Here is a 23,101-nt window from a genome sequence, read left to right on the forward strand (position 1 = left end):
CGCCCTTCCGGTCGGCGCAGGCATCGGCTATCTGACAGAAACACCAACGCGCGTGCCGAGCCGCATGGACTCGGCCTCCCTCTGCATTGATACTCCGAGCATGAGTCTACCACCCGGCTTCCTTGACGAATTGCGCACCCGTACGAGCCTGAGCCAGGTCGTCGGTCGCAAAGTCATGTGGGACACCCGCAAGTCCAATCAGGCCAAGGGCGACATGTGGGCGCCCTGCCCGTTCCATCAGGAAAAGTCCGCCTCTTTCCACGTCGATGACCGCAAGGGGTTCTACTACTGCTTCGGCTGCCACGCGAAGGGCGATGCAATCTCCTTCGTGCGCGAAAGCGAGAACGTCGACTTCATGGAAGCGGTCGAGATTCTCGCCCGTGAGGCAGGCATGCAGATGCCCGCGCGCGACCCGCAGGCCGCGCAGAAGGCCGACCGCCGCAGCCAGCTTGCCGAGGTGATGGAACAGGCGGTGCGGTTCTTCAGGATGCAGCTGCGCACCGGCGCCGCCTCTGAGGCGCGCGCCTATCTCGACCGGCGCGGGCTGACGCAGCCGGTGCAGGACCGTTTCGAGCTTGGGTTTGCGCCCGAGGGTTGGCAGCACCTTTGGGACCATCTGCGCGGACAGGGTGTCGCCGAGGATCTGATCATGGCGGCGGGGCTGGCCAAGCCCTCGCAGAAGGGCCGCGCGCCCTATGACGTGTTCCGCAATCGCATCATGTTCCCGATCCGCGATGGCCGCGGCCGCGCCATCGCCTTTGGCGGGCGCGCCATGGACCCGCGCGACAACGCCAAATATCTCAACTCGCCCGAGACCGAACTCTTCGACAAGGGCCGCAACCTTTACAACCACGCGCCCGCGCGCGAGGCGGCGGGCAAGGGCCAGCCGCTGATCGTCGCCGAAGGCTATATGGATGTGATCGCGCTCAGCGAGGCCGGGTTCGAGGCGGCGGTGGCGCCGCTTGGCACCGCCGTCACCGAGCATCAGATCGCGCTGCTCTGGCGCATCGCCGACGAGCCGGTGATCGCGCTCGACGGCGACAAGGCCGGTCTGCGCGCCGCCTATCGGGTGATCGACACCGCGCTGCCGCTGCTGATGCCGGGCAAGGGGCTGCGGTTCGCGATCATGCCCGAAGGTCAGGACCCGGACGACCTGCTGCGCGCCAAAGGGCCGCAGGCGGTCAAGGCGGTGCTCGATCAGGCGCAGCCCATGGTGCAGCTTCTGTGGCGGCGCGAGACCGAGGACAAGGTCTTTGACAGCCCCGAGCGCAAAGCGGCGCTCGACGCGACGCTGCGCGCGGCGATCAAGCGCATCCAGCACCCCGACCTGCGCCATCACTACGGCAATGAGATCAAGGAACTCCGCTGGCAGCTCTTCCGCAGCAAGCGCAGCGGCGATGGCGGAAACGGAGGCGGCAACTGGGGCGGCAAATCCGGCCAGCGCAGCCCGTTCCGCAGCGGCCAGCGCACCCAGAAATGGGGTCAGGCGGTCACCATCGCCCCCAGCGCCGCGGCGAAATCCTCGCTGCTGGTCTCGGCTGGCGAGGCCGCAGAGACGCGGCTGCGCGAGACCGTCATCCTCGCCGTTCTGCTGCGCTACCCGGCGCTGCTGCCCGAGTTCGAAGGCCCGCTCGAGACCCTGCCCTGCAGCGATCCCGATCACGCCGCGCTGCGCGACCTGTTCCTGAGCGCAGGAACGACCGACCCGGAAATCCTTCAGGAAGACGCGGCGCAGAGAATCGGACCCGAGGCCCTTGATTCCCTCCTCGGGGCACGCCATGTGGCAGTGGTACCCTGCTTGCGACAGATCGGTGACGTTGAACTCGCCCGCCTTACGGTGGCCGAGGAATTCGCCAAGATCGCCGCGCAGGCGGGACTCGTGGCCGAACTCGCAGAGGCGCTGGAGGATATGGAGAGCCTCGCGGATGAAGCCCTGACCTGGAGGCTGGGACAGGCGGCACAGGCGCGCAATCAGGCGGTTATGAACCGTTCTGAAGACGATGTGGAATTCGAAACCGGGGCCAATGGGGCCCGGGTGGACAAAGAAGAACGCAGCGCTTTCGACGCGCTGCTGCAACAGATTCGCTTTTCCAAGGGTCAGAACTAGATGACCATTTAGGGAAACTGGAGGAAAAACGGGTACACGGGTGGCCGAATCATTTGATTCCCCCCATGATTCGCAGAAACGAATCACTTCACTTGCGCGAGTGCCGGCCAGAACCGGCCCCTCCCTTTGACGGAGCACTTCATGGCAGCCAAAGACAACGACGACGCCAAGCCGGAAACTCAGGACGACGCACATAGCCTCGACATGAGCCAGGCCGCGGTCAAGAAGATGATCGCCGAGGCGCGCGAGCGTGGCTTTATCACCTATGACCAGCTGAACCAGGTTCTGCCGCCGGATCAGGTCAGTTCCGACCAGATCGAAGACGTGATGTCGATGCTTTCCGAAATGGGCATCCAAGTCACCGAAGAGGACGAGGAAGCCGAGGAAGACGCGGACAAGAACAAGGGCTCGACCGATCTGGTCGACGCCTCCAAAGGTCGTGACGTCGCGCTGTCGTCGGGCGGCTCGGAAAAGCTCGACCGTACCGATGACCCGGTGCGCATGTACCTGCGCGAGATGGGCTCGGTCGAACTGCTGTCGCGCGAGGGCGAGATCGCCATCGCCAAGCGGATCGAGGCTGGCCGCAACACGATGATCGCGGGCCTGTGCGAAAGCCCCCTGACCTTTCAGGCGATCACCATCTGGCGCGAGGAACTTCTCAGCGAAGAGATTCTGCTGCGCGATGTGATCGACCTCGAGGCGACTTTCGGCAATCAGCTCGACGAAGACGGTGAGCTGAACGAGCCGGTGGTGGACGCCGGTGCCGGCGCTGGTGGCGAGGCCGCGCAGAAGCCCAAGAGCAACGAGCCCGAGCTCGACGCCGACGGCAACCCGATCCGCAAGGATGACGACGAGGACGAGGACGATCAGGCCAACATGTCGCTGGCCGCGATGGAGACCGCGCTGAAACCGCGCGTGCTCGAAACCCTCGATCTCATCGCTGCCGACTACGAAGCCCTGTCGGAAATGCAGGACGCCCGGATCAGCGCCACGCTGAACGAGGACGGCACCTTCTCGGACGCCGACGAAGCGCAGTACCAGAAGCTGCGCTCCGAGATCGTTGTGATGGTCAACGGCCTGCACCTGCATAACAATCGCATTGAGGCGCTGATCGACCAGCTCTACGGCATCAACAAGCGCATCATGTCGATCGACAGCGCGATGGTGAAGCTGGCCGATCAGGCCCGCATCAACCGCCGCGAGTTCGTCGCCGAGTATCGTGGCCGCGAGCTCGAGCCGAACTGGATGGACCGCATGGCCGAGAAAGACGGTCGTGGCTGGCAGATGTTCATCGAGCGTTTCTCGGACAAGGCCGACGAACTGCGCGCCGATATGGCGCAGGTCGGTCAGTATGTGGGCCTCGACATCAGCGAATTCCGCCGCATCGTCCAGCAGGTGCAGAAGGGTGAGAAAGAGGCGCGTCAGGCCAAGAAGGAAATGGTCGAAGCCAACCTTCGCCTCGTGATCTCGATCGCCAAGAAATACACCAACCGCGGGCTGCAGTTCCTCGACCTCATTCAGGAAGGCAACATCGGCCTGATGAAGGCGGTGGACAAGTTCGAGTATCGTCGCGGCTACAAGTTCTCGACCTATGCGACCTGGTGGATCCGTCAGGCGATCACCCGCTCGATCGCCGATCAGGCGCGCACCATCCGTATCCCGGTGCATATGATCGAGACGATCAACAAGCTGGTCCGCACCGGCCGTCAGATGCTGCACGAGATCGGCCGCGAGCCGACCCCGGAAGAGCTGGCGGAAAAGCTGCAGATGCCGCTCGAAAAGGTCCGCAAGGTGATGAAAATCGCCAAGGAGCCGATCTCGCTCGAAACGCCGATCGGCGACGAGGAAGATTCGCAGCTCGGCGATTTCATCGAGGACAAGAACGCCATCCTGCCGCTCGACAGCGCGATCCAAGAGAACCTCAAAGAGACCACCACCCGCGTGCTCTCCTCGCTCACCCCGCGTGAGGAACGGGTTCTGCGGATGCGCTTCGGCATCGGCATGAACACCGACCACACGCTCGAAGAGGTCGGCCAGCAGTTCTCGGTGACGCGCGAGCGGATCCGTCAGATCGAGGCGAAGGCGCTGCGCAAGCTCAAGCACCCGAGCCGGTCGCGCAAGCTGCGCTCGTTCCTCGACCAGTAAGCGCAAGGAGAGAGCCATGTCCTTCTGGTCACGTCTCTTTGGCGGCGGCGGTTCCGACACCGGCGCTGCCGCGCAGTCTCAGGCCGAAGCAGTGGAATACAAGGGGTTCGTGATTTTCCCCGAGCCGCAGCCGACCGACGGTCAGTTCCGCATCGCCGCCCGGATCGAGGGCGAGGTGAACGGCGAGGTGAAGGTGCACGAGTTGATCCGCGCCGATGTCATCCGCGACCGCGACGAGGCGGTCGCCGCCTCGCTGCGCAAGGCGCAACAGATGATCGACGAACAGGGCGCGCGGATCTTCAGCTGATCCCGCCTTCCAAGACTATAAAACGCCGCCCTTCGGGGCGGCGTTTTTGCGTTCCGGGCGATGCGACGAAGTTCACTCGCGCAGGTCCCGCCGCATTCGCCAGAGCCGGTGCAGCGCGAAGATCGCCACCAACAGCACCGGGAGCGCCAGCAGCAGTTCGGTCCGGTCCATATGACCCCAGAGGCGCCGGATCACCTCGCCGATCCCATGGCCGACCAGCACCATCACCCCTGCCCAAAGCAGCGCTGAAAGACAGGTCACCGGCAGGTAGAGTGCCGCCCGCAGAGAGGTGCCGGTGGCCAGCAGCACTGGCGAGACGGTGCGCATCCCGGGGATGAAGCGAAACACCGCCGCAAGCAGCAGCGGTCGCCCGAGCAGGCGCCGCGCCACGCCCTGCGATACCGGATGAGAGAGAATACGCAGCACCCTCGGATGCGCGCGGTAGCGCCGCGCGAGCAGGAAGATCAACACATCTGCCGTCCAGCCTCCGGCCCACGCGACCGCCAGCGTCGGCCATAGCGGCAGAAGGTGGTGATGCGCCAACAGGCCCGATGTCACGGCAACCGTATCGCCTTCGAGCGCGCAGCCCAGAAAGACGATGATCAGACCGTATTTGGCAATGAGCGCGTCGATCATTGCCGCAACCGCCTCACAGACCGTAGTCCGATACCATCCGCGCCAGCCCCTCCTCGAGCGAGACCTGCGGGCTCCAGCCGAGCAGTTGCCGCACGCGCGTGATGTCGAGAACGCTCGATTTCACCTCAAGGTCCGACGGTTTGCTCAAGAGATTGAGGCTGCGCCCGGTGGCCGCCTCCATGCGCGCGATCAGACCGTTGAGCGTTGTCCCCTCCCCGGCCCCGAGGTTCAGGCGGGTGATCTGCTCGGGCAAATCTCGGGTCACCACCTGCGACACCGCACGGGTGAAATCATCCATATGCAGATAATCGCGCGAGGTCTCGCCGCTGCCGTAGACGGTGAACTCCGCGCCGGTGGCCAGCGCATCCAGCAAGAGCCGCATCACCCCCCGCTCGCGTCCGGGCATCGCCGTGCCATAGGGGTTGCCGAGGCGCAGCAGGGTCAGGCGAAAGCCATGTTGCGCGGCGAGAAACAGCAGCGCGTTTTCCACCGATAGCTTGTGCAGCGCGTAGTACCCCTTCGGCTGCGGCTCGCGCGTCTCGGCAATGGGCAAATCCTCGGTGTCGCCATAGACGGCGGCGGTCGACAGATACACTAGATGCCCGCGCCAGCCCCGCGCCAGCAGCGCCTCGACGAAATCGGTCTGCGGCTCTGTCACCTCTCGGTTCAGCGCGGCGATGCTGTCGAACCTGCGCCGTGCGTCCGACAGACCCGCGCAATGCACGATGGTCGCCCCCTCGTCCCCCGGAGCCAGCCAGCCCGGATGCAGCGCATCGCTCACCTGCACATGCGGCAGCGCCGGTGCGCCCTCGGGCAGCGCGCTGCGCGAAATACCGGTGACCTCATGCCCCTCGGCATGCATGCGGCACAGGATTTCATAGCCCAGAATGCCCGCACAGCCCGTCACGTAAATGCGCATCGCAAATCCTTACCGTCGCCTCTGCGGCCTGCACCCTGCGCGGCCGCTTCCTGCCTTCCGGGATAAAGGCCGCCGCCTGCTCCGACAAGACGGGCCGCACAGACCGAGACGTATGGGCAAGCCCCCGATGCCGCGCGCGGCTTCACAGTTTCGCGGGCGTGACCCGATCCCCACGAAACCGCGCGAAATCAACCGGCAGGCCGCGCTTCTTCGCGCAGCGCCTAGCCGCGTGAATTCCGCTGCGTTAAGGTGCAGCCATAGTTTCGCGAAAGGACAGTTCATTGCGCCTTCGGCATCATTCCATTGCCCTGAGCCTCGCCCTGAGCGCCGCCGCCCTGCCGGCCTCTGCCTTCGAGACGCTCAGCTTTGCATTTCCCGGTCTGAGCGAGGACATGCAGACCCAGATCACCAATTATTCGCAGTTGGTGGCCACCAAATCCGAGGGCAAGACCGAAGGCCCCGATGTGATGGCCGCAGCTCTGTCCGACTATGGGATCATCGTCGAGACGCTCTATGCGTCCGGGTTTTATGGGCCCGAGGTGTCGATCCGCATCGACGGGCGCGAGGCGTCGGAGATTCCGCTGCTGTCCACACCGCAAAGCGTGAACCGTGTCGATGTGCTGGTGCGCCCCGGCCCGCGTTTTCAGTTTGGCCGCACCGATGTCACGCCGCTGGCGCCCGAGACCGATCTGCCCAGCGATTTCAAACCCGGCGAGCGCGCCAAGGCGACCACGATCACCAGCGCCGCGCAGGCTGCGGTGGATGGCTGGCGCAACGTCGGCTACCCCAAGGCAGAGCTGACCCGCGAAGATGTCACCGCCAACCACGCCGCGCGCCGCGTCGATGTGGATATGGGCGTGACCACCGGCCCGCGCCTACGCTTCGGACGGATCGACACCGATGGCACCAGCAAGGTGCGCACCGCCGCGCAGCGCCGCATCGCAGGCATGCCGACAGGCGAGATTTACGACCCCGAGGAGGTTGAGGACGTGGTTGACCGGCTGACCCGCACCGGTGCCTTCGCCACGGTCACCCTGCGCGAGAAAGACACGCCGAACCCAGACGGCACGCTGGATTACACGCTCGACGTGGTCGACTCCAAGCCGCGCCGCATCGGCTTTGGTGCCGAGATCAGCTCGCTCGAAGGTCTGTCGGTGACCAGCTACTGGTTGCATCGCAACATCTTTGGCGGTGCCGAGCGGTTGCGCTTCGATGCCGAGATCACCGACATCACCGACCAGAGTGACACGCTCGATTACACGCTGACCGGCAGGCTCGACGTTCCTGCCGCCGTCGGCCCGGACACCGACGCTTACTTTCAGACCGAGCTTCAGCACCTGCAAGAGCCCGCCTATGACCTCGACAGCATCGAGCTGACCACCGGTCTCACCCGGCAGCTGACCGACAATCTCTATACCGAGATCGGCATCGGCTATCTCTACTCGGAAACCACCGACGACCTTGGCGAGCGCACCTTCGAGCTGCTCACCCTGCCGGTCGAGGTGGAATACGACCGCCGCGATGACGAGTTCGATCCGCGCAAGGGCTACTACATCCTTGCCGATGCCACGCCCTTCCTGAACCTGCGCGACGATCCCAATGGCGCGCGGCTCTACGGCGATTTCCGCGGGTACTATGCCTTTGGCGAACGCCAGCGCACGGTGCTGGCCGGACGGCTGCAACTCGGCTCGGTGATCGGGCCGGACATCGACGAGACGCCTCCCGACTATCTGTTCTACTCCGGCGGCGCTGGCACGGTTCGCGGCCAGCCCTACCAGTCGCTGGACATCGACCTCGGCGACGGCGACTCGATCGGCGGGCGCAGCTTTGCCGGCATCTCCGGCGAGCTTCGGCAGGACATCGGCGAAAGCCTCGGCGCAGTGATCTTCTACGACGCAGGCTATGTCGGGCGTGACAGCACGCCCGGCGGCGATGATGGCGAATGGCACGCGGGCGCTGGCATCGGCGTGCGCTACAAAACCGGGATCGGCCCGCTACGTTTTGATGTAGCCATGCCCGCCGGTGGCGACACCGGTGACGGCGTGCAGATCTACCTCGGCATAGGACAGGCATTTTGACCCTTCTCAAGCGTTTTTCCCTGCTGCTGCTCCTGCCGCTCATTCTGGCGGCACCCCCTGCCCTCGCGCAGGAAGAGGATGAGGACAGCGGCGGCTTTCTCGAGCGTCTGATCGAGGACTCGCTCTCTGGCGCGGGCCGCGACGTTTCGATCACCGGGTTCCGCGGCGCGCTCAGCTCTGAGGCGACGCTGGAACGTATGACAATCTCGGATGACGAGGGGGTCTGGCTGGTGCTGGAGAATGCGACGCTGAACTGGCGCCGCACCGCGCTGCTGCGCGGCGCGCTGGTGGTCAACGAGCTGAGCGCCGAGCGGCTGGTGGTCGAACGCGCCCCGGCGGCGGGCGAAGAGGCCCCCGCGCCCGAGGCGTCGGGCGATTTCGCCCTGCCCGACCTGCCCGTGTCGGTAAACGTAGGCGAGCTGAGCATCGCACGCGTCGAGCTGGGCGCTTCGCTGCTCGGCGAGGAAGTGGCGCTTGAGGTCAACGGTTCTGCCCAACTGGCCGATGGCGAAGGCGAGGCCGACATTTCGATCAACCGCCTCGACGGGCCGCAGGATTCGCTGAAACTGGCCGGCAGCTACGCCAATGAGAGCGGCGCGCTGTCGCTCGATGTCTCGCTGGAAGAGGAGAGCGGCGGCATCGTCACCACCAAGATGGGTCTGCCCGGCGCGCCCTCGCTGAGCCTTGCGCTGCAGGGCGACGGCGAGCTTGACGATTTCACCGCCGATCTGCAGCTCGCCACCGATGGCGAAGAGCGCCTTGGCGGCCAGATCACCCTGCTCGGCAGCGCCGAAGAGGGCCGCCGCTTTACCGCCGACGTCTCGGGCGATCTGCGCCCGCTGCTGCCCGAGCAGCACCGCGAGTTCTTTGGCCCCGAGCAGTCGCTGCAGGTCGCGGGCCTGCAGGGTGCCGACGGGGTGCTCGATCTCGAAACGCTGGATCTGCAGACCGCCATGGTCTCGCTCACCGGCGCCGCGCGCATCGGTGCCGACGGCTGGCCGGAACTGCTGCAGCTTGATGGCGAGATCGCCTCGGACGACGGCAGCCCGGTGCGGCTGGCCATGTCGGGCGATGTGACCATGGTCGATCAGGCGACAATCAATCTCGACTACGATGCCTCGCAGGGTGAGGCCTTCACCCTCGACGTGATCGCGGAAGGCATCGACCGCCCCGACATGTCGCTCGAACGTGCCGATATCGCAGGCCGTGGCACCATCCGCCGCAGCGCGGGCAATTCGCTTCCGGGCGGGGTCGAGGCACAGCTGACCTTCGATGCCACCGGGCTCGATTTTGCCGACGCCTCCATGGCCGACGCCGCGGGCGAGGAGCTCAAGGGCGTCATGCAGATCGACTGGCAGGCGGGCGATCCGCTGTATCTGCGCCAGATCGACTTTGGCGGCGCGGGACTTGCGCTTGCGGGCGACGTGACCTTCTCGGGCATTGGCAACAGCGGCAACATCATCATCGAGCCCGACCTGCAGATGCGCGCCGAGGACATCGGGCGCTTTTCAGGTCTGGCCGGACGCGAACTTGGCGGCGACGCCAATGTCGCCGTCAAAGGCACGCTGGAGCCGGTCGCCGGGCGCTTCGACGTCACCGTCGATGGCCTGACCCGCGATCTTAAGACCGGCGTCGCGCAGGCGGACGGGCTGCTTGCTGGCGAGGTGGAGCTTTTCGCCTCTGCCGTGCGTAATGAAGCAGGCACCGAACTGCGGCGGCTCGACCTGTCGGGCGATGGACTCAAAGCGGTGGCCGAGGCCAAGCTGCAGACCGGTGGCAGCACCGGCAGCTTCGACATTTCGCTGCCCGACCTGTCGCTGGTCGAGGCGGATATGGCCGGCGCGGCCCAGCTTTCGGGCACGCTGACCGAAACCCCGGACGCCTATCTTCTCGATTTCACCGGCAGCGCACCGGGCGGCACCGACCTTGATGGTCTGCTGACCGCCAGCAAGCTCGAGGATGGCACCATCGGCAGCATCGGCTTTGAGGGCGATGCGGCGGCAGAGGATCTCGCCGCCTACGCCCCGCTCGCCGGGCGTCCTCTGGCGGGCGCAGTCGATCTGAACACAGATGTTACCTACATGCTCGACGGCGGCGCGATCGACGCGGTACTCGACGGCACTGTCGCCAATATCGAGACCGGCATCGAACAGCTCGACGGGCTGCTGACCGGCAGTGTCGATCTCGACGCCTCGGTGAACTACGACAGCGACCGCGTGCTGATCCGCGAGCTGACCGTCGACGGTCAGGCCGTGCAGGTCAACGCCGAGGGCGAGGTCTATACCGCCGCCCTGCTGGGCGGCACCCCCTCTGCCAATGCGGGCCTCAGCAACGCCAACTTTGACATTCGCCTGCCCGATATGTCGCTGATCCAGCCCGGCATCACCGGACCCTTCGCGGCCACCGGCACCCTGCAGGAAGAGGCCAACAGCTACCGGCTCGACATCGACGCCAACGGCCCCGGCGGCGTGGCGATCAACGGCCTCGCTGAAGCGGGCAAAGAGGCGGATGGCAGCATCGGCACCGTGTCGTTCGACGGCGACGTGGCGGCGGATGATCTGTCGGTCTACGCCGGGCTTGCGGACCGCCCGCTGGCGGGCGCGCTCGATCTAACCGCCGATGTGACCTACGACATGCAAAGCGGCGCCATCGACGCGGTGCTTGACGGCACGACCCGCGATATCGGCACCGGTATTGCACAGGTGGACGGGCTGTTGACCGGAACCGTCGATCTCGACATCTCGGCCGCCTATGACACCGAGAAGGTCGAGATCCGCCAGCTTGAGGTGAACGGTCAGGCGATCCGCGCCACCGCCGAGGGCGAGGTCTATACCGCGGCCCTCATGGGCGGCACCCCCTCCCCCGACGCGGGCCAGAGCAACGCGAGCTTTGACATTACCCTGCCCGACATGTCGCTGATCCAATCCGGCGTGACCGGCAGCGCCAATGTGAACGGCCAGCTGCAAGAGACCGATGGCACCTACCAACTCGACTTCACCGCCTCCGGCCCCGGCGAGACCACGGCGCAGGGCCGTGTCACCGCCGAGAAACTGGATGACGGCAGCGTCGGCACGGTGGCCTTTGACGGCAACGCCTCGGTCGCCTCGCTGGCGGCCTACGCGCCGCTGGTTGGTCAGCCGCTGTCGGGCGGCGTCAGCTTCGATGGCGATGTGTCCTACAACCTGCCCGACGGCAGCCTCTCGGCGAATGGGCAGCTCAACTCCAGCAACCTGCGCCTTGGCATCCCCACCGCAGATCAGCTTGTCGGCGGCGATGGCAGCGCGACGGTGCAAGTCACCCGCGACGCCAATGGCGTGCTGACCATCCAGCAGCTTGATGTGCAGACCGGCGAGGTCACCGCTTCGGCCTCGGGCAGCTACGGCGGCGAAGGCTCGAGCATCAGCTATGAGGTGGCGCTGCGCGACCTCGGGCTGATCGTGCCGCAGCTTCCGGGCCGCGCTACCGCGCAGGGCACGCTTGCGGCGAACGGCGGGCAGTACCAGTTGCAGACTTCGCTCACCGCGCCCGGCGGCACGCAGGCGCAAGTCTCGGGCAGCATCGCGCAGGACTTCGGCACCGCCGATCTGGCGATCACCGGCAATGCGCCGCTGGCGCTGGCCAATCAGGTCGCCGCGCCGAACCTGCTGTCGGGCAATGCCAATATCGACATGCGGCTCAGCGGGCCGCTGGCGGTGAACTCGCTGTCGGGCAATGTCACGGTGAATGGCGCGCAGGTGATCCTGCCCGGTCCGGGGCTCGAACTGACCGGGCTGAACCTCAACGCCAATGTCGGTGGCGGGCAGACCACGCTCACCGCCTCCACCGCGCTGGCCACCGGCGGGCGCATCGAGGTGAACGGCACCATCGGCATGAGCGGCAACTACCCGGCCGATCTGGCCATCGCGCTCAACCAACTGGTGCTGGAGGATCAGCGGCTCTATCAGGTGCAGCTTGGCGGCAACGTCAGCATCTCTGGCCCGCTGCTCACCGGGCCTACGATCGGCGGCGACATCCTCATCGACAACGCCGAGATCCGCATCCCCGAGACCGGCCTTGGCCCGAGCAGCCGTGGCTTTGTGCTGCACCACATTCAGGAACCCGCCGGATCGCGTATCACCCGCGCCCGTGCCGGGCTGCTGGACGAGGCCGATGGCGCTGACGGCGGGTCGAGCTATTCGATCCCGCTCGATGTGGTGATCCGCGCGCCGCAGCAGATCTTCGTGCGCGGTCGTGGTCTCGACATGGAGCTTGGCGGCGCGCTCCGCGTGACCGGCACCTCGAACGATATCATCACGCAGGGCCGGTTCGACCTGATCCGCGGCCGGTTGGACATCCTCGGCCAGCGCCTGACGCTCGACACCGCGTCCATGGCGCTGACCGGCGATTTCATCCCGACACTGGATATCGCCGCCACCTCGCAGGTGGAAAGCACCACCGTGACGGTCAGCATCACCGGGCTGGCGACCTCGCCCGAGGTCGATTTTACCTCCGACCCCTCGCGCCCCGAGGAAGAGGTTCTGGCGCTGCTGCTGTTCGGACGCGACCTGACCGAGATCTCTGGCTTCCAAGCGTTGCAGATTGCCGCGGCGATCAACACGCTGGCGGGCGGCGGCTCGGGCGCGGTGGACAACTTGCGGCAGGGCTTCGGGCTGGATGACCTTGACGTTACCACCAATGACGAGGGCGAGGCCGGGCTGCGCTTGGGCAAATACATCTCGGACAACATCTATACCGATGTCGAGGTGGATTCCGGCGGCGACAGCGCGGTGAATCTCAACATCAAGATCACCCCGAGCCTGAAGGCCAAGGGCAGCGTCACCTCGGATGGTGACAGCACGCTCGGCATGTATTTCGAGCGCGATTACTGAGCCGCGTCGAAAAAAAGCACCAAAAGCAAAGGGGCGCCCGCAAGGACGCCCCTTTTCGTTTCCAGACCGCATCGGGTTACGGGTGGTCTAAAGCGCCAGAGCCGCCTTCACGTCATCCAGCGTCACTGCACCCGGTGCGGCGCCCTCGCGCACCAGCCGCGCCGCCAGCGCATTGAACCAGTCGTTGCCCGGTGTCGGCACGCCGTGCAAACGACCCAAAAGAGAGACCTGCCCATTGAGGTAGTCGGTCTCGACCGAGCCCGCGCCGCGCGCGAGGCTCTGCGCGGTGGAACTGCCGACGCGGGTGACGCCCGGAACATCGACGATCTTTAGCTGCGCATCGCGCGCCTCATCGCCCTTGGCCGGGTCCGCCCAAGCGATCCCCGCCGCGGCAAAGACCGCCTCGGCTTCGGCCTTCAGCGCCGCGTTGATGGCAGCGGCGTCGGCCTCCTGTCCAAGCGCGGCGCCGACGATGTTGCTAAGGTTCATCAGCAGCTTGCCGTATTTGAACGTCATCACCCCATCGCGCACCGCCGAGGGAAAGCCAGCTGCCTCCAGCCGTGCCACCAGCGCCGCATCCGCATCATCCGAGCCCGAGGGATAGCGCCCCACATCGAAGGATCCGCAGACCGGCGCGCCGTAGCAGACCACTTCGCCGGGCTGCACGAAATCGGCAGGCAGCATCACGGTGACGCCATGCACATTGGGGAAGTAGCGCAGCGCCAGCCGCTCGTTCTCGACCCCGTTCTGGAAGCAGAAGATGTGCTGTCCCTGCGCCCCGGCCTCGCGCAGTTGCGCCAGCGCAGCCTCAGTGTGCTGGGTCTTCACGCACAGGATGATCACGTCATCCTCGCGCAGCCCCGCCTCCTGCGGCGTCGCCACACAGGGGAAATTGGCGTGACGCGGCCCTTCGGGCGTGCGCAGCGTCAGCCCGCCCGCCTTGATCGCCGCCAGTTGCGCGCCGCGCGCGATGCCGATCACATCCTCTCCGGCTTCGATCAGCGCGACGGCGAGCGTGCCGCCCACCGCGCCGACCCCAAGAATGACGAAGCGGCTCATTCCACCGCCTCGGCCAGCGGCAGCCCCCCGATCTGCGCCAGCAGCGTGACGATCTCATCGACGCCCTTGCCGTGCTTGACCTGCGCAAAGACGAAGGGCTTGCCCGCGCGCATCCGCGTGGCATCGCGCTCCATCACCTCGAGCGAGGCACCCACATAGGGCGCGAGGTCGGTCTTGTTGATGACGAGAATGTCGGACTTGGTGATGGCCGGGCCGCCCTTGCGCGGGATTTCCTCGCCCGCAGCGGTGTCGATCACATAGATGGTCACATCGGCCAGTTCCGGCGAGAAGGTCGCCGAGAGATTGTCACCGCCGCTTTCGATCAGGATCAGGTCGAGGTCGGGGAAGGTCTCGTTCAGCTCGGCGATGGCGGCAAGGTTGATCGAGGCATCCTCGCGGATCGCCGTGTGCGGGCAGCCGCCGGTTTCGACCCCCTTGATCCGGTCGAGCGGCAGGATCTGCTGGCGCATCAGCTCTTCGGCGTCTTCGCGGGTGTAGATGTCATTGGTCACCACGGCCATCGACAGCCGGTCGCGCAGCGCGCGGGCAAGGGCTGCGGTGAGGCTGGTCTTGCCGGCGCCCACGGGGCCGCCGAGACCGACGCGAAGGGGTCCGTTGGGGGAAGTCATGTCGTCTCCGTCACAATTGGTGTCACGATCTGAAGATACGGGAGTAGAGCGCCTCATGGCGCTGGCTGGCAATGTCCGAGACCGGGGAGAAGCCGCCGATCTCGTCGAGCGAGGCGGTCACCGCCTGCGCCGCCAATGCCTCGCAGAGCGGCGAGAGCGCGCGCACGACGCCCTGCCCCTCGGTCTGGCCAAGCGGGATCAGGCGGATGCCGGCGGCGGCAAGGTTCGAAGCGAAGGCCTGCAGGTAAAGCTGCGCGGCGGGCAGCAGCGGCAGGTCCAGCGCGCGCACCGCCTGCCCCACGGCGACCGGATAGGGCGCGGGCAGGATGTCCACCTGCCACAGATCGCGCACCGTGCTGGCAAAGGCCTCGCCCTGTTTCACCGTCTCGAGCCTCCGCTCGGCCGACGGCGAGAGCGCGGTGGCAAACTCGGCCAGTTCCGCCGCGTCGCCGCCCTGCGCCACCTGCGCGAGCAGCACCGCATCGCTCCAGCCCGCGCCGTGGCGCAGCACCGCCTCGAGCCAGCCCTGAAGCTGCGCGGCACTGGTGATGCGCCCCTCCTGCACCAAGGTCTCGAGCCCGTGCGAATAGGCAAAAGCCCCCACCGGGAAGGAGGGCGAGAACAGCTGGTGCAGCGTCAGCAGCGGATCAGTGGTCATGCGTGTGCGCGGAACCGTGAGAGTGGGACTGCTCGTGGGAGTGATCATGAGAATGATCATGCCCGTGGCTGTGCGCATGCGAATGGCTGTGAGAATGGCTATGAGAGTGGCTGTGCGAATGCCCCTCGGGGCCATGCGCGTGGGAATGGTCGTGGCCATGGGTGCGCCCATGCCCATAGGCGCCGCCCTCGGGGGTGAACGGTTCGAGCACCTCCTCCACCGTGGCACCGATATGGGCCAGCATGTCGCGGATCACGTGGTCGCGCTGGATCAGCAGCCGCGCCGCTTCGATCTGGCAAGGCGTGTGACGGTTGCCGATGTGCCATGCGAGGCGCGGCAGGTCGGCGCCGCTCACCGCCAGAAGCGGCTCTGCCGCCGCCGCGACGCGCACCGCCCGCCCATCGGTCAGCACGAAGGCGTCGCCCTCGTCGAGGCTTTCGGTATGCGCCAGATCCACAAGGAAGCTTTCTCCCTGATCGCTCTTCAGCACCTTGCGGCGCAGGAAGCGGTCTTCGTAGCTGAGCGTGACGCTCAGCGGTGCATCGGGATGCGCCTCGGACGCGGCGCCCTTCCGGGCGATCTCGTGGGACACGGGCAGTGCAGACGCGGGGGCGGGCGCGGGGGAGGTCATGGGAAGGCTCCGTCGGTCTTCAGGATTGCGCCAGCAACCTCGTCCCAACCGCCGGAAAAGGCAAGGCCACGCGCCGGGTTCTCCGGGGCGTGGCCTTGAGATGCCGAGTTCTGCAGCGCCCGAGAGGCGCCGAGACACTCAGAGATAGAAGACGTCTTGGAAGACGTGGCGCACGATGTCTTCGCGGCGGATGCCACGCTCGGCCAGCTGCTCGTCCGACAGACGCTGCAGGGCTTCGATTTTGCGCAGGCGCGGGTTCGATTCACCGATCGAGACAAGGCCGTTGCCGATGGCTGCGAAGAAACGCGAAAAGAACGGTGCTTGTTCGTTGCGTGCGGTTGCAGTCAGAAATGCCATTTGGAAACCTATCCTAGCTTCAGTGTTGGTTTCCTCCCTTGCCATCCAATTTAGGGCACCCCCCGCAGAACAACAAATGCTGCAACTGCATAACCGGCCTTCAAGCCATGCAGAGATCACAGATATTTTTGTTGCCGAGATCGCCCGCGAGACGAAGCAAAATAATTAGGCGCCCAAATGAGCGACAGTTTGCGAACGAAGCGTGGTTAAAATCCTTTAAGACACGGCATTTAGCTTTGGGCTGCCATGCGCGGGGGGAAAGGCTGCCCAGAATCTTGGCGATTTGCAAAGATGGGGATTTCGGCGCTGTCATGCGCGCGGCGCAGCCCTTGCGCGGCGGTCATGGCGTGAGTCTGCAGTCCTGATACGCCAAGCGCCGGCCCCATGGAAGGGACCGGCGCCAGCAAGTTTGGACCCGCCGCAGGACCGGCGGGATGCTCTCAGTAGAGGAAGTAGCGCTGCGCCATCGGCAGCTCTTTCGCGGGCTCGCAGGTCAGCAGCTCGCCATTGGCGCGCACCTCGTAGGTTTCCGGGTTCACCTCGACCTCGGGCAGCGCGTCGTTGAGGATGAGGTCCTTCTTGCCGATACCGCGGGTGTTCTTCACCGCCACGGTCTGTTTCGCGAGGCCCAGCTTGTCACGCAGCCCGTCGGCCTGCGCCGCCTCCGACACGAAGATCACCGCCGAGTTCTCGACCGAGCGGCCATAGGCGCCCCACATCGGGCGGGTGTAGACCGGCTGCGGCGTCGGGATCGAAGCGTTCGGATCGCCCATCTGCGCGCAGACAATGGTGCCGCCCATCAGAACCATCTCGGGCTTCACGCCAAAGAAGGCCGGGTTCCACAGCACCAGATCAGCGCGCTTGCCCTCTTCGATCGAGCCGATGTGCTGGCTGATGCCATGGGCGATGGCGGGGTTGATGGTGTATTTGGCGATGTAGCGGCGGACTCGGAAGTTGTCGTTGTCGCCGGTTTCCTCGGCCAGCTTGCCGCGCTGCTTCTTCATCTTGTCGGCGGTCTGCCAGGTACGGATGATCACCTCGCCGACGCGGCCCATGGCCTGACTGTCCGAGGCGATGATCGAGAAGGCGCCCATGTCGTGCAGGATGTCCTCGGCGGCGATGGTCTCGCGGCGGATGCGGCTTTCGGCAAAGGCCACATCCTCGGGGATCGACTTGTCGAGGTGGTGGCAGACCATCAGCATGTCGAGGTGTTCCTCGAGCGTGTTGGTGGTGAACGGGCGGGTCGGGTTGGTCGAGCTGGGCAGCACGAACTCTTCGCCGCAGATCTTGATGATGTCCGGCGCATGGCCGCCGCCCGCGCCCTCGGTGTGGAAGGCGTGGATGGTGCGGCCCTTCATCGCCGCGACGGTGTTCTCGACAAAGCCCGATTCATTGAGCGTGTCGGTATGGATCATCACCTGCACGTCCCAAGCGTCGGCGACGCTCATGCAGTTGTCGATGGTGGCGGGCGTGGTGCCCCAGTCCTCGTGCAGCTTGAGGCAGCAAGCGCCGCCCTTGATCTGCTCTTCCAGCGCCGCGGGCAGCGCCGCGTTGCCCTTGCCCGCGAAGGCAAGGTTCATCGGGAAGGCATCGGCGGCCTGCATCATCCGGCCAAGGTGCCACGGCCCCGGCGTGCAGGTGGTCGCCAGCGTGCCATGCGCCGGGCCGGTGCCGCCGCCGAGCATGGTGGTCAGACCCGAGTGCAGCGCGTCCTCGATCTGCTGCGGACAGATATAGTGAATGTGGCTGTCCATGCCGCCCGCGGTGAGGATGCGCCCCTCGCCCGCGATCACCTCGGTGCCCGGGCCGACGATGATGTCGACGCCCGGCTGGGTGTCGGGGTTGCCCGCCTTGCCGATCTTGGCGATGCGCCCGTCCTTGAGCCCCACGTCGGCCTTGTAGATGCCGGTGTGGTCGACGATCAGCGCGTTGGTCACCACGGTGTCGACCGCCCCTTCGGCGCGGGTGTATTGCGACTGGCCCATGCCGTCGCGGATCACCTTGCCGCCGCCGAATTTCACCTCTTCGCCGTAGATGGCGCCATTGCCGCCCTGCCCGGCCCCGGCCAGCGAAGCGGTGAGGTCGCGCTCGACCTCGATGATCAGGTCGGTGTCGGCAAGGCGCAGCTTGTCACCCGTGGTCGGGCCGAACATGGCGGCGTAGTCGCGGCGGGAAATCGTTGCGGGCATGTGGGTCTTCCTCGGATGGTCAGTTCGACAGCAGCGTGCGCAGGTCTTCGCTGCGACGCCGGGTAAGTTTGGTCAGGCAGGACACCTGCGCGATGGGTTGCAGCGAGCCGCCCTCGTAAAGCGCGCCTTCGGCTTCGCAGGCGGCGTCGCGGAACGGGATCCACGCGCGCTGTGCGTCGCGGACCTTGGCCATGAAGGCTGTGTCCCGCGCGTCCTTCAGCTGCGCATAGACGCGGTTCAGTTCGAGATCCGCCGCTTCATATTCGCCGCGGACGCAATCGCCCATTTCGATGGTGGTCTTCGCCTCGTTGCAGGCGGCAGATGCGGCGCCCGCCATGCCAAAGAGCAGCAGCGCCAGCGCGGCGGCCCTGCTTGCGGCGGGCCGAAATATTCCAGTTCGGTAATTTTTCTTGGTGCGGCAGCCTGCCGCAGGTAACGTACCCGTGAACTTAGTCATGGCCAGTCCCTCCTCCCAGCGATTTCACAGCAAGGAGCTCACGATGCGTAACAAGTTCTTTTCCACCCTGTCTTGCACGGTGCTCGTTTGCGGCGGCGCCCTTGCCGACGAAAGCGAGATCGCGCGCGGCGAATATCTCGTCCGCGGCCCCGCCGGATGCGGCAACTGCCATACGCCCTTTGGCGAGGCGGGCTTTGACATGAGCATGGAACTGGCCGGGCGGCTGGTCGAGGACAATCCGATGTTCACCGCTTATGCGCCCAACATCACGCCCGCCGGGCGCATAGCCGATTGGAGCGACGCCGAGCTTGCCCGCGCGATCCGCGAAGGGATCCGCCCGGACGGCTCGGTGATCGGCCCGCCGATGCCCTTTGCCATGTATCGCGATCTGGGGGATGCGGATCTCTCCGCGATCGTCGCCTTCCTGCGCACGCTCGATCCGGTCGAGAACGAGGTTCCGGCTTCGGTCTACAACATTCCCCTGCCCCCGGCCTATGGGCCGCCGGTCGAAAGCGTCACCGCGCCCGCGCGCGGCGTCACGGTGGAGTACGGCGAATACCTCGCGCGGGCGGTCAGCCATTGCATGGAGTGTCACTCGCCGATGGGCGAGACCGGCCCGATGCTGGACGGCGACCATCTCGGCAAGGGCGGATTCGAATTCCACGGACCGTGGGGCAGTGTCACCGCGCCCAATCTGACCAGTTCCGAGGACGGGCTGGCGGGATACAGCGACGACGAACTGAAGGCCATGATCACCGAGGGCAAGCGGCCCGACGGCGCACCGATGCTGCCGCCCATGCCCTATGGCTATCTGGCGCGGATGACGGCTGAGGACCTCGACGCGGTGATCCTCTACCTGCGCAGCCTGCCGCCGCTGCCCGACGCCTGAGCGGGCGCTTTGGCAACGGTGCGGCGCGGCAACTGCCGAGCGCCGACCAAAGGGCCGCGCGAGGATATGACGACGGGCGATCAAGCGAGATCCCGGCTCACAGCTGCGCCCGCGCGGGCGCAGGTTTCGCAGGCGTCGTGGGTTTCACCAGCGACAGGCGCACTGGACCGCAGATGCCCATGGCGGCAGGTGCGGCGGGCCGGGCCATGGGCGCAAACGCTGCGCCCTGCTGGCGTGAGAAAGCAGCGAGGCTCTGCGCCATCTGCAGTTGCAGGGCGTAGAACTGCGCGGCATTGCGCATGGTGATCGCGGCCCAGTCCATCGGTGTCATGAAAAACATCGTCTCGCTCCCCTTACACAAAATCCCTGAACGTAGGGCCCGGCGCGCCTGTCGCGCCGCGCCTCACCAGCCCGAGCGCTGGCCCGGGCGGAACTGCGGCCCGCGGCGGCTCAGCCGTTTGCGGTTGCTGCGCGCCTTGCGCTCGAGCGGCGCGGAAAAGGCGGTGATCACCGTGCCCGCGGGAGCCCCCATCATCATCGCCTGACTGGCGCGCATCCATCCTTGGACAAAGGCCGGGCCTTTCTCTGCGGTCATGCGATACGCCTCGGTCGAGGGCACCGACCACATGCCGGCAAAGCCCAGCATCCTAAGGGCGATCACGCTCTGCGCCTCGGCGCTGAGCATCCCCAGTCGCATCATGCTTCCCGTTAGTGCCCCGAATGCCTCGAACATGGCCATCGCCCCTATGCTGAAAGATAAGCGCCGTTCAGAGCGCCCCCATGACGTGCTGGTTGAAACCGTAGATCTTGCGCGCGCCCGAGATCGGGATCAGCTGCACCTCGCGGCGCTGGCCGGGCTCGAAGCGCACGGCCGTGCCCGCCGCGATATCAAGCCGCATGCCGCGCGCGGCGGCGCGGTCGAAATCGAGCGCGGGGTTGGTCTCGGCGAAATGATAATGCGAGCCGACCTGCACCGGGCGGTCGCCGGTATTGGCGACCATCAGCGTGATCGCCTCGCGCCCTTCGTTGAGCGTCAGCTCGCCCTCTGCCGGAAAGAGCTCGCCGGGGATCATTTGCGGCCACCGCCATAGAGGCGATAGGCGCCATACGCCGCCGCGCCCAGCACCGCCACCGCGGTCAGCCAGCTTTCGGCGCCATGCGGATGCATATGGGCGCCCGGATGCGCGAAGGCGGGGGTGGCAAGCGGCAGCGCCATGATCGGAAGGAGGTATTTCATCGTCTCACCTGTGGTCTTTGTCGTGTTGGGTCGCCCGGTCAGGCGGCTATGTCCGCGGATCGGTCAGCGAATAGGATTGTGCACGGTCACCAGCTTGGTGCCGTCCGGGAAGGTGGCCTCGACCTGCACCTCGTGCACCATCTCGGGCACCCCTTCCATGCATTGCTCTGCGGTGATGACCTGCGCGCCCGCTTCCATCATCTCGGCCACAGACCGGCCGTCGCGGGCGCCTTCGACCACCGCGTCGGTGATCAGCGCAATCGCTTCGGGGTAGTTGAGCTTCACGCCGCGCGCGAGGCGCTTGCGGGCCACCTCGGCGGCCATCGCCACCAGAAGCTTGTCCTTTTCGCGGGGGGTCAGTTGCATGGGTCAGATCATCCAGGGTCTTGGGAGTTCGGCGCCCGACAGGCGCCGCAGTACAGGGCAAAGGTGACGGCGCAGCTCGAACCCGTCAATGGCGAGCATGCGCAGCACAATAAGATCGGGGTCGAGCGCCGAGACTCCGGCGGAAAACACCCCTTCGGTTTCGGGCAGCATCTCGCGCAGCGCCTCGACGCGCGCGCCAGCGCCGGGCGCGGCCAGAACAACCGTCGCCATGGCCTGCGCGCCGCGCGCGATGGCCGGATCGGCAAGCCGCGCGAAGGCATCGCCAAAAAGACGCAGCCGGTCGGCCCAGACCAGCTTGCCGCCGCGCCGGATGTCGATCCGGTCGGCGTGGCGCAGATCGGTGACGCGCTCGCCCATGGCGGCCCGCCCGAAGATCAGCGGCTCGCACAGCAAAAAGCGAGCATCCGGGGCCATCTCCACCGACAGCCGCCGGTCAAGCGCCGCGCCGTCGAACACGATGGTCTCCTGCGGCAGCCAGTCGAGCCGGGCGCCCGCCTCGATCTGCAGCCGCGTCGCCACCCGCCCAACCTCGCCGGGCAGCGCGCGGTAGACGCGCTCCGCCGCCTGCGTGGTCAGCGCCAGATGAGCGCCTTCGCGCGCGGTCGCCTCGATGTCGAAGGCATCGCCGCCGGTCACGCCGCCAGAGCTGTTGAGATAGACCGCCTGCAGCGCGTCCTGCGCGCGCGGGAACAGAAGTTTCGAGCTGCCGGACATGTGCAGATCGCCGATGACGCTGGCCGCGTTACGCCGCCGCGCGGCGATCCGGGCCTTCCCGCGCGCGCGGTTCGCCGAGCCCGCAGTCGGGGCACTTCCGGCGGCGCTCATCTGCGGCTGATCATAGGGAATGGACCTGTCCTCCGGTTGCCTCGCGGACCCTCTTTCAGGGCTTCGGAAACCACAAGCAATCGGCGCCCGAGCGGGCTGCCCCAAGCGCGCGCATGAGACGCAAATGCGCACTTTGAATGCGAAAATCTGACATCCGCACAAAATATGTACGAAACTGAATCACGCCCCATGAGGCCGCGTTCCATGCGCGCAGCGGTCCGGTTTAATGTCGAGCAGCGGCGTGCCGTCGACGCAATCGAGGCCGCGCACAACCAGCACCGTGCCCTCGCGCCGCAGCAGTTTCACCGAGGAGATGCCGATCGGATTGGGCCGCACCGGAGAGCGCAGCGAAAAGGTGCCACGGGTGCCGTCGCTGCCGCGCGGGCTCTGGGTCAGCAGGTCGCGGCGGGCGCGGTCGAGCCAGTAGAGCACCTGCAGCCGTTCGGCCCGCTCCACCCCGTCGAGCGCGGGCGCCCACTCGGGATCGAGCTCGATGCGGCACTCGGGGCCGTCGGGATCGCCCTGCCGCGGGCAATCGGCGCGGCTGGCAAAGGGTGTTCTGATGCGCCCGATGAAGCGCAGCTGCGCGTCCTGAGCAGGTGGCTGGTCTATCGCAGTTTCGCCCGGACGGATGTCATCCTCGGTGGATTGCCCGGTGGCTTGCTGGGTGGCCTGGCTCATTGCGCGTCCTTCCTTGCCGTCTTGCAAGGAAGGTAACGCGCG

22 protein-coding genes are annotated in these 23,101 nt (G+C 66.3%); 6 read left to right on the plus strand and 16 right to left on the minus strand.

The annotated features are described in order from the left end of the window. Window positions 1–100: 100 nt before the first annotated feature. The 3 genes from dnaG (at window position 101) to AYJ57_RS04040 (ending at window position 4,559) form a co-directional block, all read left to right on the plus strand. Window positions 101–2,107: a DNA primase gene (gene dnaG, locus AYJ57_RS04030; RefSeq protein WP_066106627.1), complete on the plus strand. Its 2,007-nt coding sequence runs from the start codon at window positions 101–103 to the stop codon at window positions 2,105–2,107. Window positions 2,108–2,248: 141 nt separating this feature from the next. Beyond that, on the plus strand, window positions 2,249–4,252 hold the full coding sequence (gene rpoD / locus AYJ57_RS04035) for an RNA polymerase sigma factor RpoD (RefSeq protein WP_066101555.1): 2,004 nt from the start codon (window positions 2,249–2,251) through the stop codon (window positions 4,250–4,252). A 16-nt stretch (window positions 4,253–4,268) separates the two neighbouring features. Next, window positions 4,269–4,559, plus strand: coding sequence for an HlyU family transcriptional regulator (locus AYJ57_RS04040; RefSeq protein ID WP_066101558.1), 291 nt, complete (start codon window positions 4,269–4,271; stop codon window positions 4,557–4,559). A gap of 72 nt (window positions 4,560–4,631) precedes the next feature. Here the strand turns inward: AYJ57_RS04040 and AYJ57_RS04045 are convergent, their stop codons facing one another. Both AYJ57_RS04045 and AYJ57_RS04050 read right to left on the minus strand, forming a co-directional pair. After that, complete coding sequence (locus AYJ57_RS04045; protein WP_066101561.1) at window positions 4,632–5,195, minus strand: DedA family protein; 564 nt, start codon at window positions 5,193–5,195, stop codon at window positions 4,632–4,634. A 13-nt stretch (window positions 5,196–5,208) separates the two neighbouring features. Further along, window positions 5,209–6,114, minus strand: coding sequence for an NAD-dependent epimerase/dehydratase family protein (locus AYJ57_RS04050; protein WP_066101563.1), 906 nt, complete (start codon window positions 6,112–6,114; stop codon window positions 5,209–5,211). Window positions 6,115–6,395: 281 nt separating this feature from the next. Between AYJ57_RS04050 and AYJ57_RS04055 the strand changes: the two genes are divergently transcribed. Both AYJ57_RS04055 and AYJ57_RS04060 read left to right on the plus strand, forming a co-directional pair. Continuing rightward, window positions 6,396–8,192, plus strand: a complete 1,797-nt coding sequence (locus AYJ57_RS04055; protein WP_066101566.1) for an autotransporter assembly complex protein TamA — start codon at window positions 6,396–6,398, stop codon at window positions 8,190–8,192. Beyond that, complete coding sequence (locus tag AYJ57_RS04060; protein WP_083191143.1) at window positions 8,189–13,060, plus strand: translocation/assembly module TamB domain-containing protein; 4,872 nt, start codon at window positions 8,189–8,191, stop codon at window positions 13,058–13,060. The genes AYJ57_RS04055 and AYJ57_RS04060 overlap by 4 nt, the downstream gene beginning before the upstream one ends. A gap of 87 nt (window positions 13,061–13,147) precedes the next feature. On the opposite strand, the gene AYJ57_RS04065 is transcribed toward AYJ57_RS04060, so the two are convergent. From AYJ57_RS04065 to AYJ57_RS04095, 7 genes are all read right to left on the minus strand, one after another. Then, window positions 13,148–14,119 (minus strand): ketopantoate reductase family protein, encoded by a 972-nt coding sequence (locus AYJ57_RS04065; RefSeq protein WP_066101569.1) that lies wholly within the window; start codon window positions 14,117–14,119, stop codon window positions 13,148–13,150. Next, the gene (gene ureG, locus AYJ57_RS04070) at window positions 14,116–14,748 is read right to left on the minus strand and encodes an urease accessory protein UreG (protein WP_066101571.1); all 633 of its coding nucleotides are present in this window, start codon (window positions 14,746–14,748) and stop codon (window positions 14,116–14,118) included. Before ureG ends, AYJ57_RS04065 begins: the two co-directional genes overlap by 4 nt. Before the next feature lie 22 nt (window positions 14,749–14,770). Beyond that, complete coding sequence (locus AYJ57_RS04075) at window positions 14,771–15,406, minus strand: urease accessory protein UreF (protein ID WP_066101574.1); 636 nt, start codon at window positions 15,404–15,406, stop codon at window positions 14,771–14,773. Beyond that, entirely contained in the window at window positions 15,396–16,037 is a 642-nt protein-coding gene (gene ureE, locus AYJ57_RS04080) for an urease accessory protein UreE (RefSeq protein WP_066101577.1), read from the minus strand. The genes AYJ57_RS04075 and ureE overlap by 11 nt, the downstream gene beginning before the upstream one ends. A 138-nt stretch (window positions 16,038–16,175) precedes the next feature. After that, complete coding sequence (locus AYJ57_RS04085; protein ID WP_066101580.1) at window positions 16,176–16,394, minus strand: DUF1127 domain-containing protein; 219 nt, start codon at window positions 16,392–16,394, stop codon at window positions 16,176–16,178. A gap of 440 nt (window positions 16,395–16,834) precedes the next feature. After that, the gene (ureC, locus tag AYJ57_RS04090; protein ID WP_066101583.1) at window positions 16,835–18,583 is read right to left on the minus strand and encodes an urease subunit alpha; all 1,749 of its coding nucleotides are present in this window, start codon (window positions 18,581–18,583) and stop codon (window positions 16,835–16,837) included. A gap of 19 nt (window positions 18,584–18,602) precedes the next feature. After that, the gene (locus AYJ57_RS04095) at window positions 18,603–19,040 is read right to left on the minus strand and encodes a lysozyme inhibitor LprI family protein (protein ID WP_237220191.1); all 438 of its coding nucleotides are present in this window, start codon (window positions 19,038–19,040) and stop codon (window positions 18,603–18,605) included. A 43-nt stretch (window positions 19,041–19,083) separates the two neighbouring features. On the opposite strand from AYJ57_RS04095, the gene AYJ57_RS04100 reads away from it, so the two are divergent. Continuing rightward, window positions 19,084–19,929 carry a c-type cytochrome gene (locus AYJ57_RS04100; RefSeq protein ID WP_157373956.1) on the plus strand — a complete coding sequence of 282 codons (846 nt, stop codon included), beginning with the start codon at window positions 19,084–19,086 and terminating at the stop codon, window positions 19,927–19,929. Between the two features lie 97 nt (window positions 19,930–20,026). Here AYJ57_RS04100 and AYJ57_RS04105 read toward each other — a convergent pair whose 3' ends face one another. The 7 genes from AYJ57_RS04105 to tsaA all read right to left on the minus strand — a co-directional run bounded on the left by AYJ57_RS04105 (window position 20,027) and on the right by tsaA (window position 23,059). Continuing rightward, the gene (locus AYJ57_RS04105; RefSeq protein ID WP_066101589.1) at window positions 20,027–20,269 is read right to left on the minus strand and encodes a hypothetical protein; all 243 of its coding nucleotides are present in this window, start codon (window positions 20,267–20,269) and stop codon (window positions 20,027–20,029) included. Window positions 20,270–20,332: 63 nt separating this feature from the next. After that, complete coding sequence (locus AYJ57_RS04110) at window positions 20,333–20,662, minus strand: antifreeze protein (RefSeq protein WP_066106634.1); 330 nt, start codon at window positions 20,660–20,662, stop codon at window positions 20,333–20,335. A gap of 34 nt (window positions 20,663–20,696) precedes the next feature. After that, a complete protein-coding gene (locus AYJ57_RS04115; RefSeq protein ID WP_066101592.1) occupies window positions 20,697–21,002 on the minus strand; it encodes an urease subunit beta in 306 nt (101 codons plus the stop codon). Further along, on the minus strand, window positions 20,999–21,166 hold the full coding sequence (locus tag AYJ57_RS26180) for a hypothetical protein (protein WP_193789509.1): 168 nt from the start codon (window positions 21,164–21,166) through the stop codon (window positions 20,999–21,001). The genes AYJ57_RS04115 and AYJ57_RS26180 overlap by 4 nt, the downstream gene beginning before the upstream one ends. 63 nt (window positions 21,167–21,229) lie before the next feature. After that, window positions 21,230–21,532, minus strand: coding sequence for an urease subunit gamma (locus AYJ57_RS04120; protein WP_066101594.1), 303 nt, complete (start codon window positions 21,530–21,532; stop codon window positions 21,230–21,232). A gap of 3 nt (window positions 21,533–21,535) precedes the next feature. Next, complete coding sequence (locus AYJ57_RS04125) at window positions 21,536–22,378, minus strand: urease accessory protein UreD (RefSeq protein WP_066101600.1); 843 nt, start codon at window positions 22,376–22,378, stop codon at window positions 21,536–21,538. Between the two features lie 180 nt (window positions 22,379–22,558). Further along, on the minus strand, window positions 22,559–23,059 hold the full coding sequence (gene tsaA / locus AYJ57_RS04130; protein ID WP_066101602.1) for a tRNA (N6-threonylcarbamoyladenosine(37)-N6)-methyltransferase TrmO: 501 nt from the start codon (window positions 23,057–23,059) through the stop codon (window positions 22,559–22,561). Window positions 23,060–23,101 lie beyond the last annotated feature (42 nt).

This window comes from Salipiger sp. CCB-MM3, from assembly GCF_001687105.1.
Classification (GTDB): domain Bacteria; phylum Pseudomonadota; class Alphaproteobacteria; order Rhodobacterales; family Rhodobacteraceae; genus Salipiger.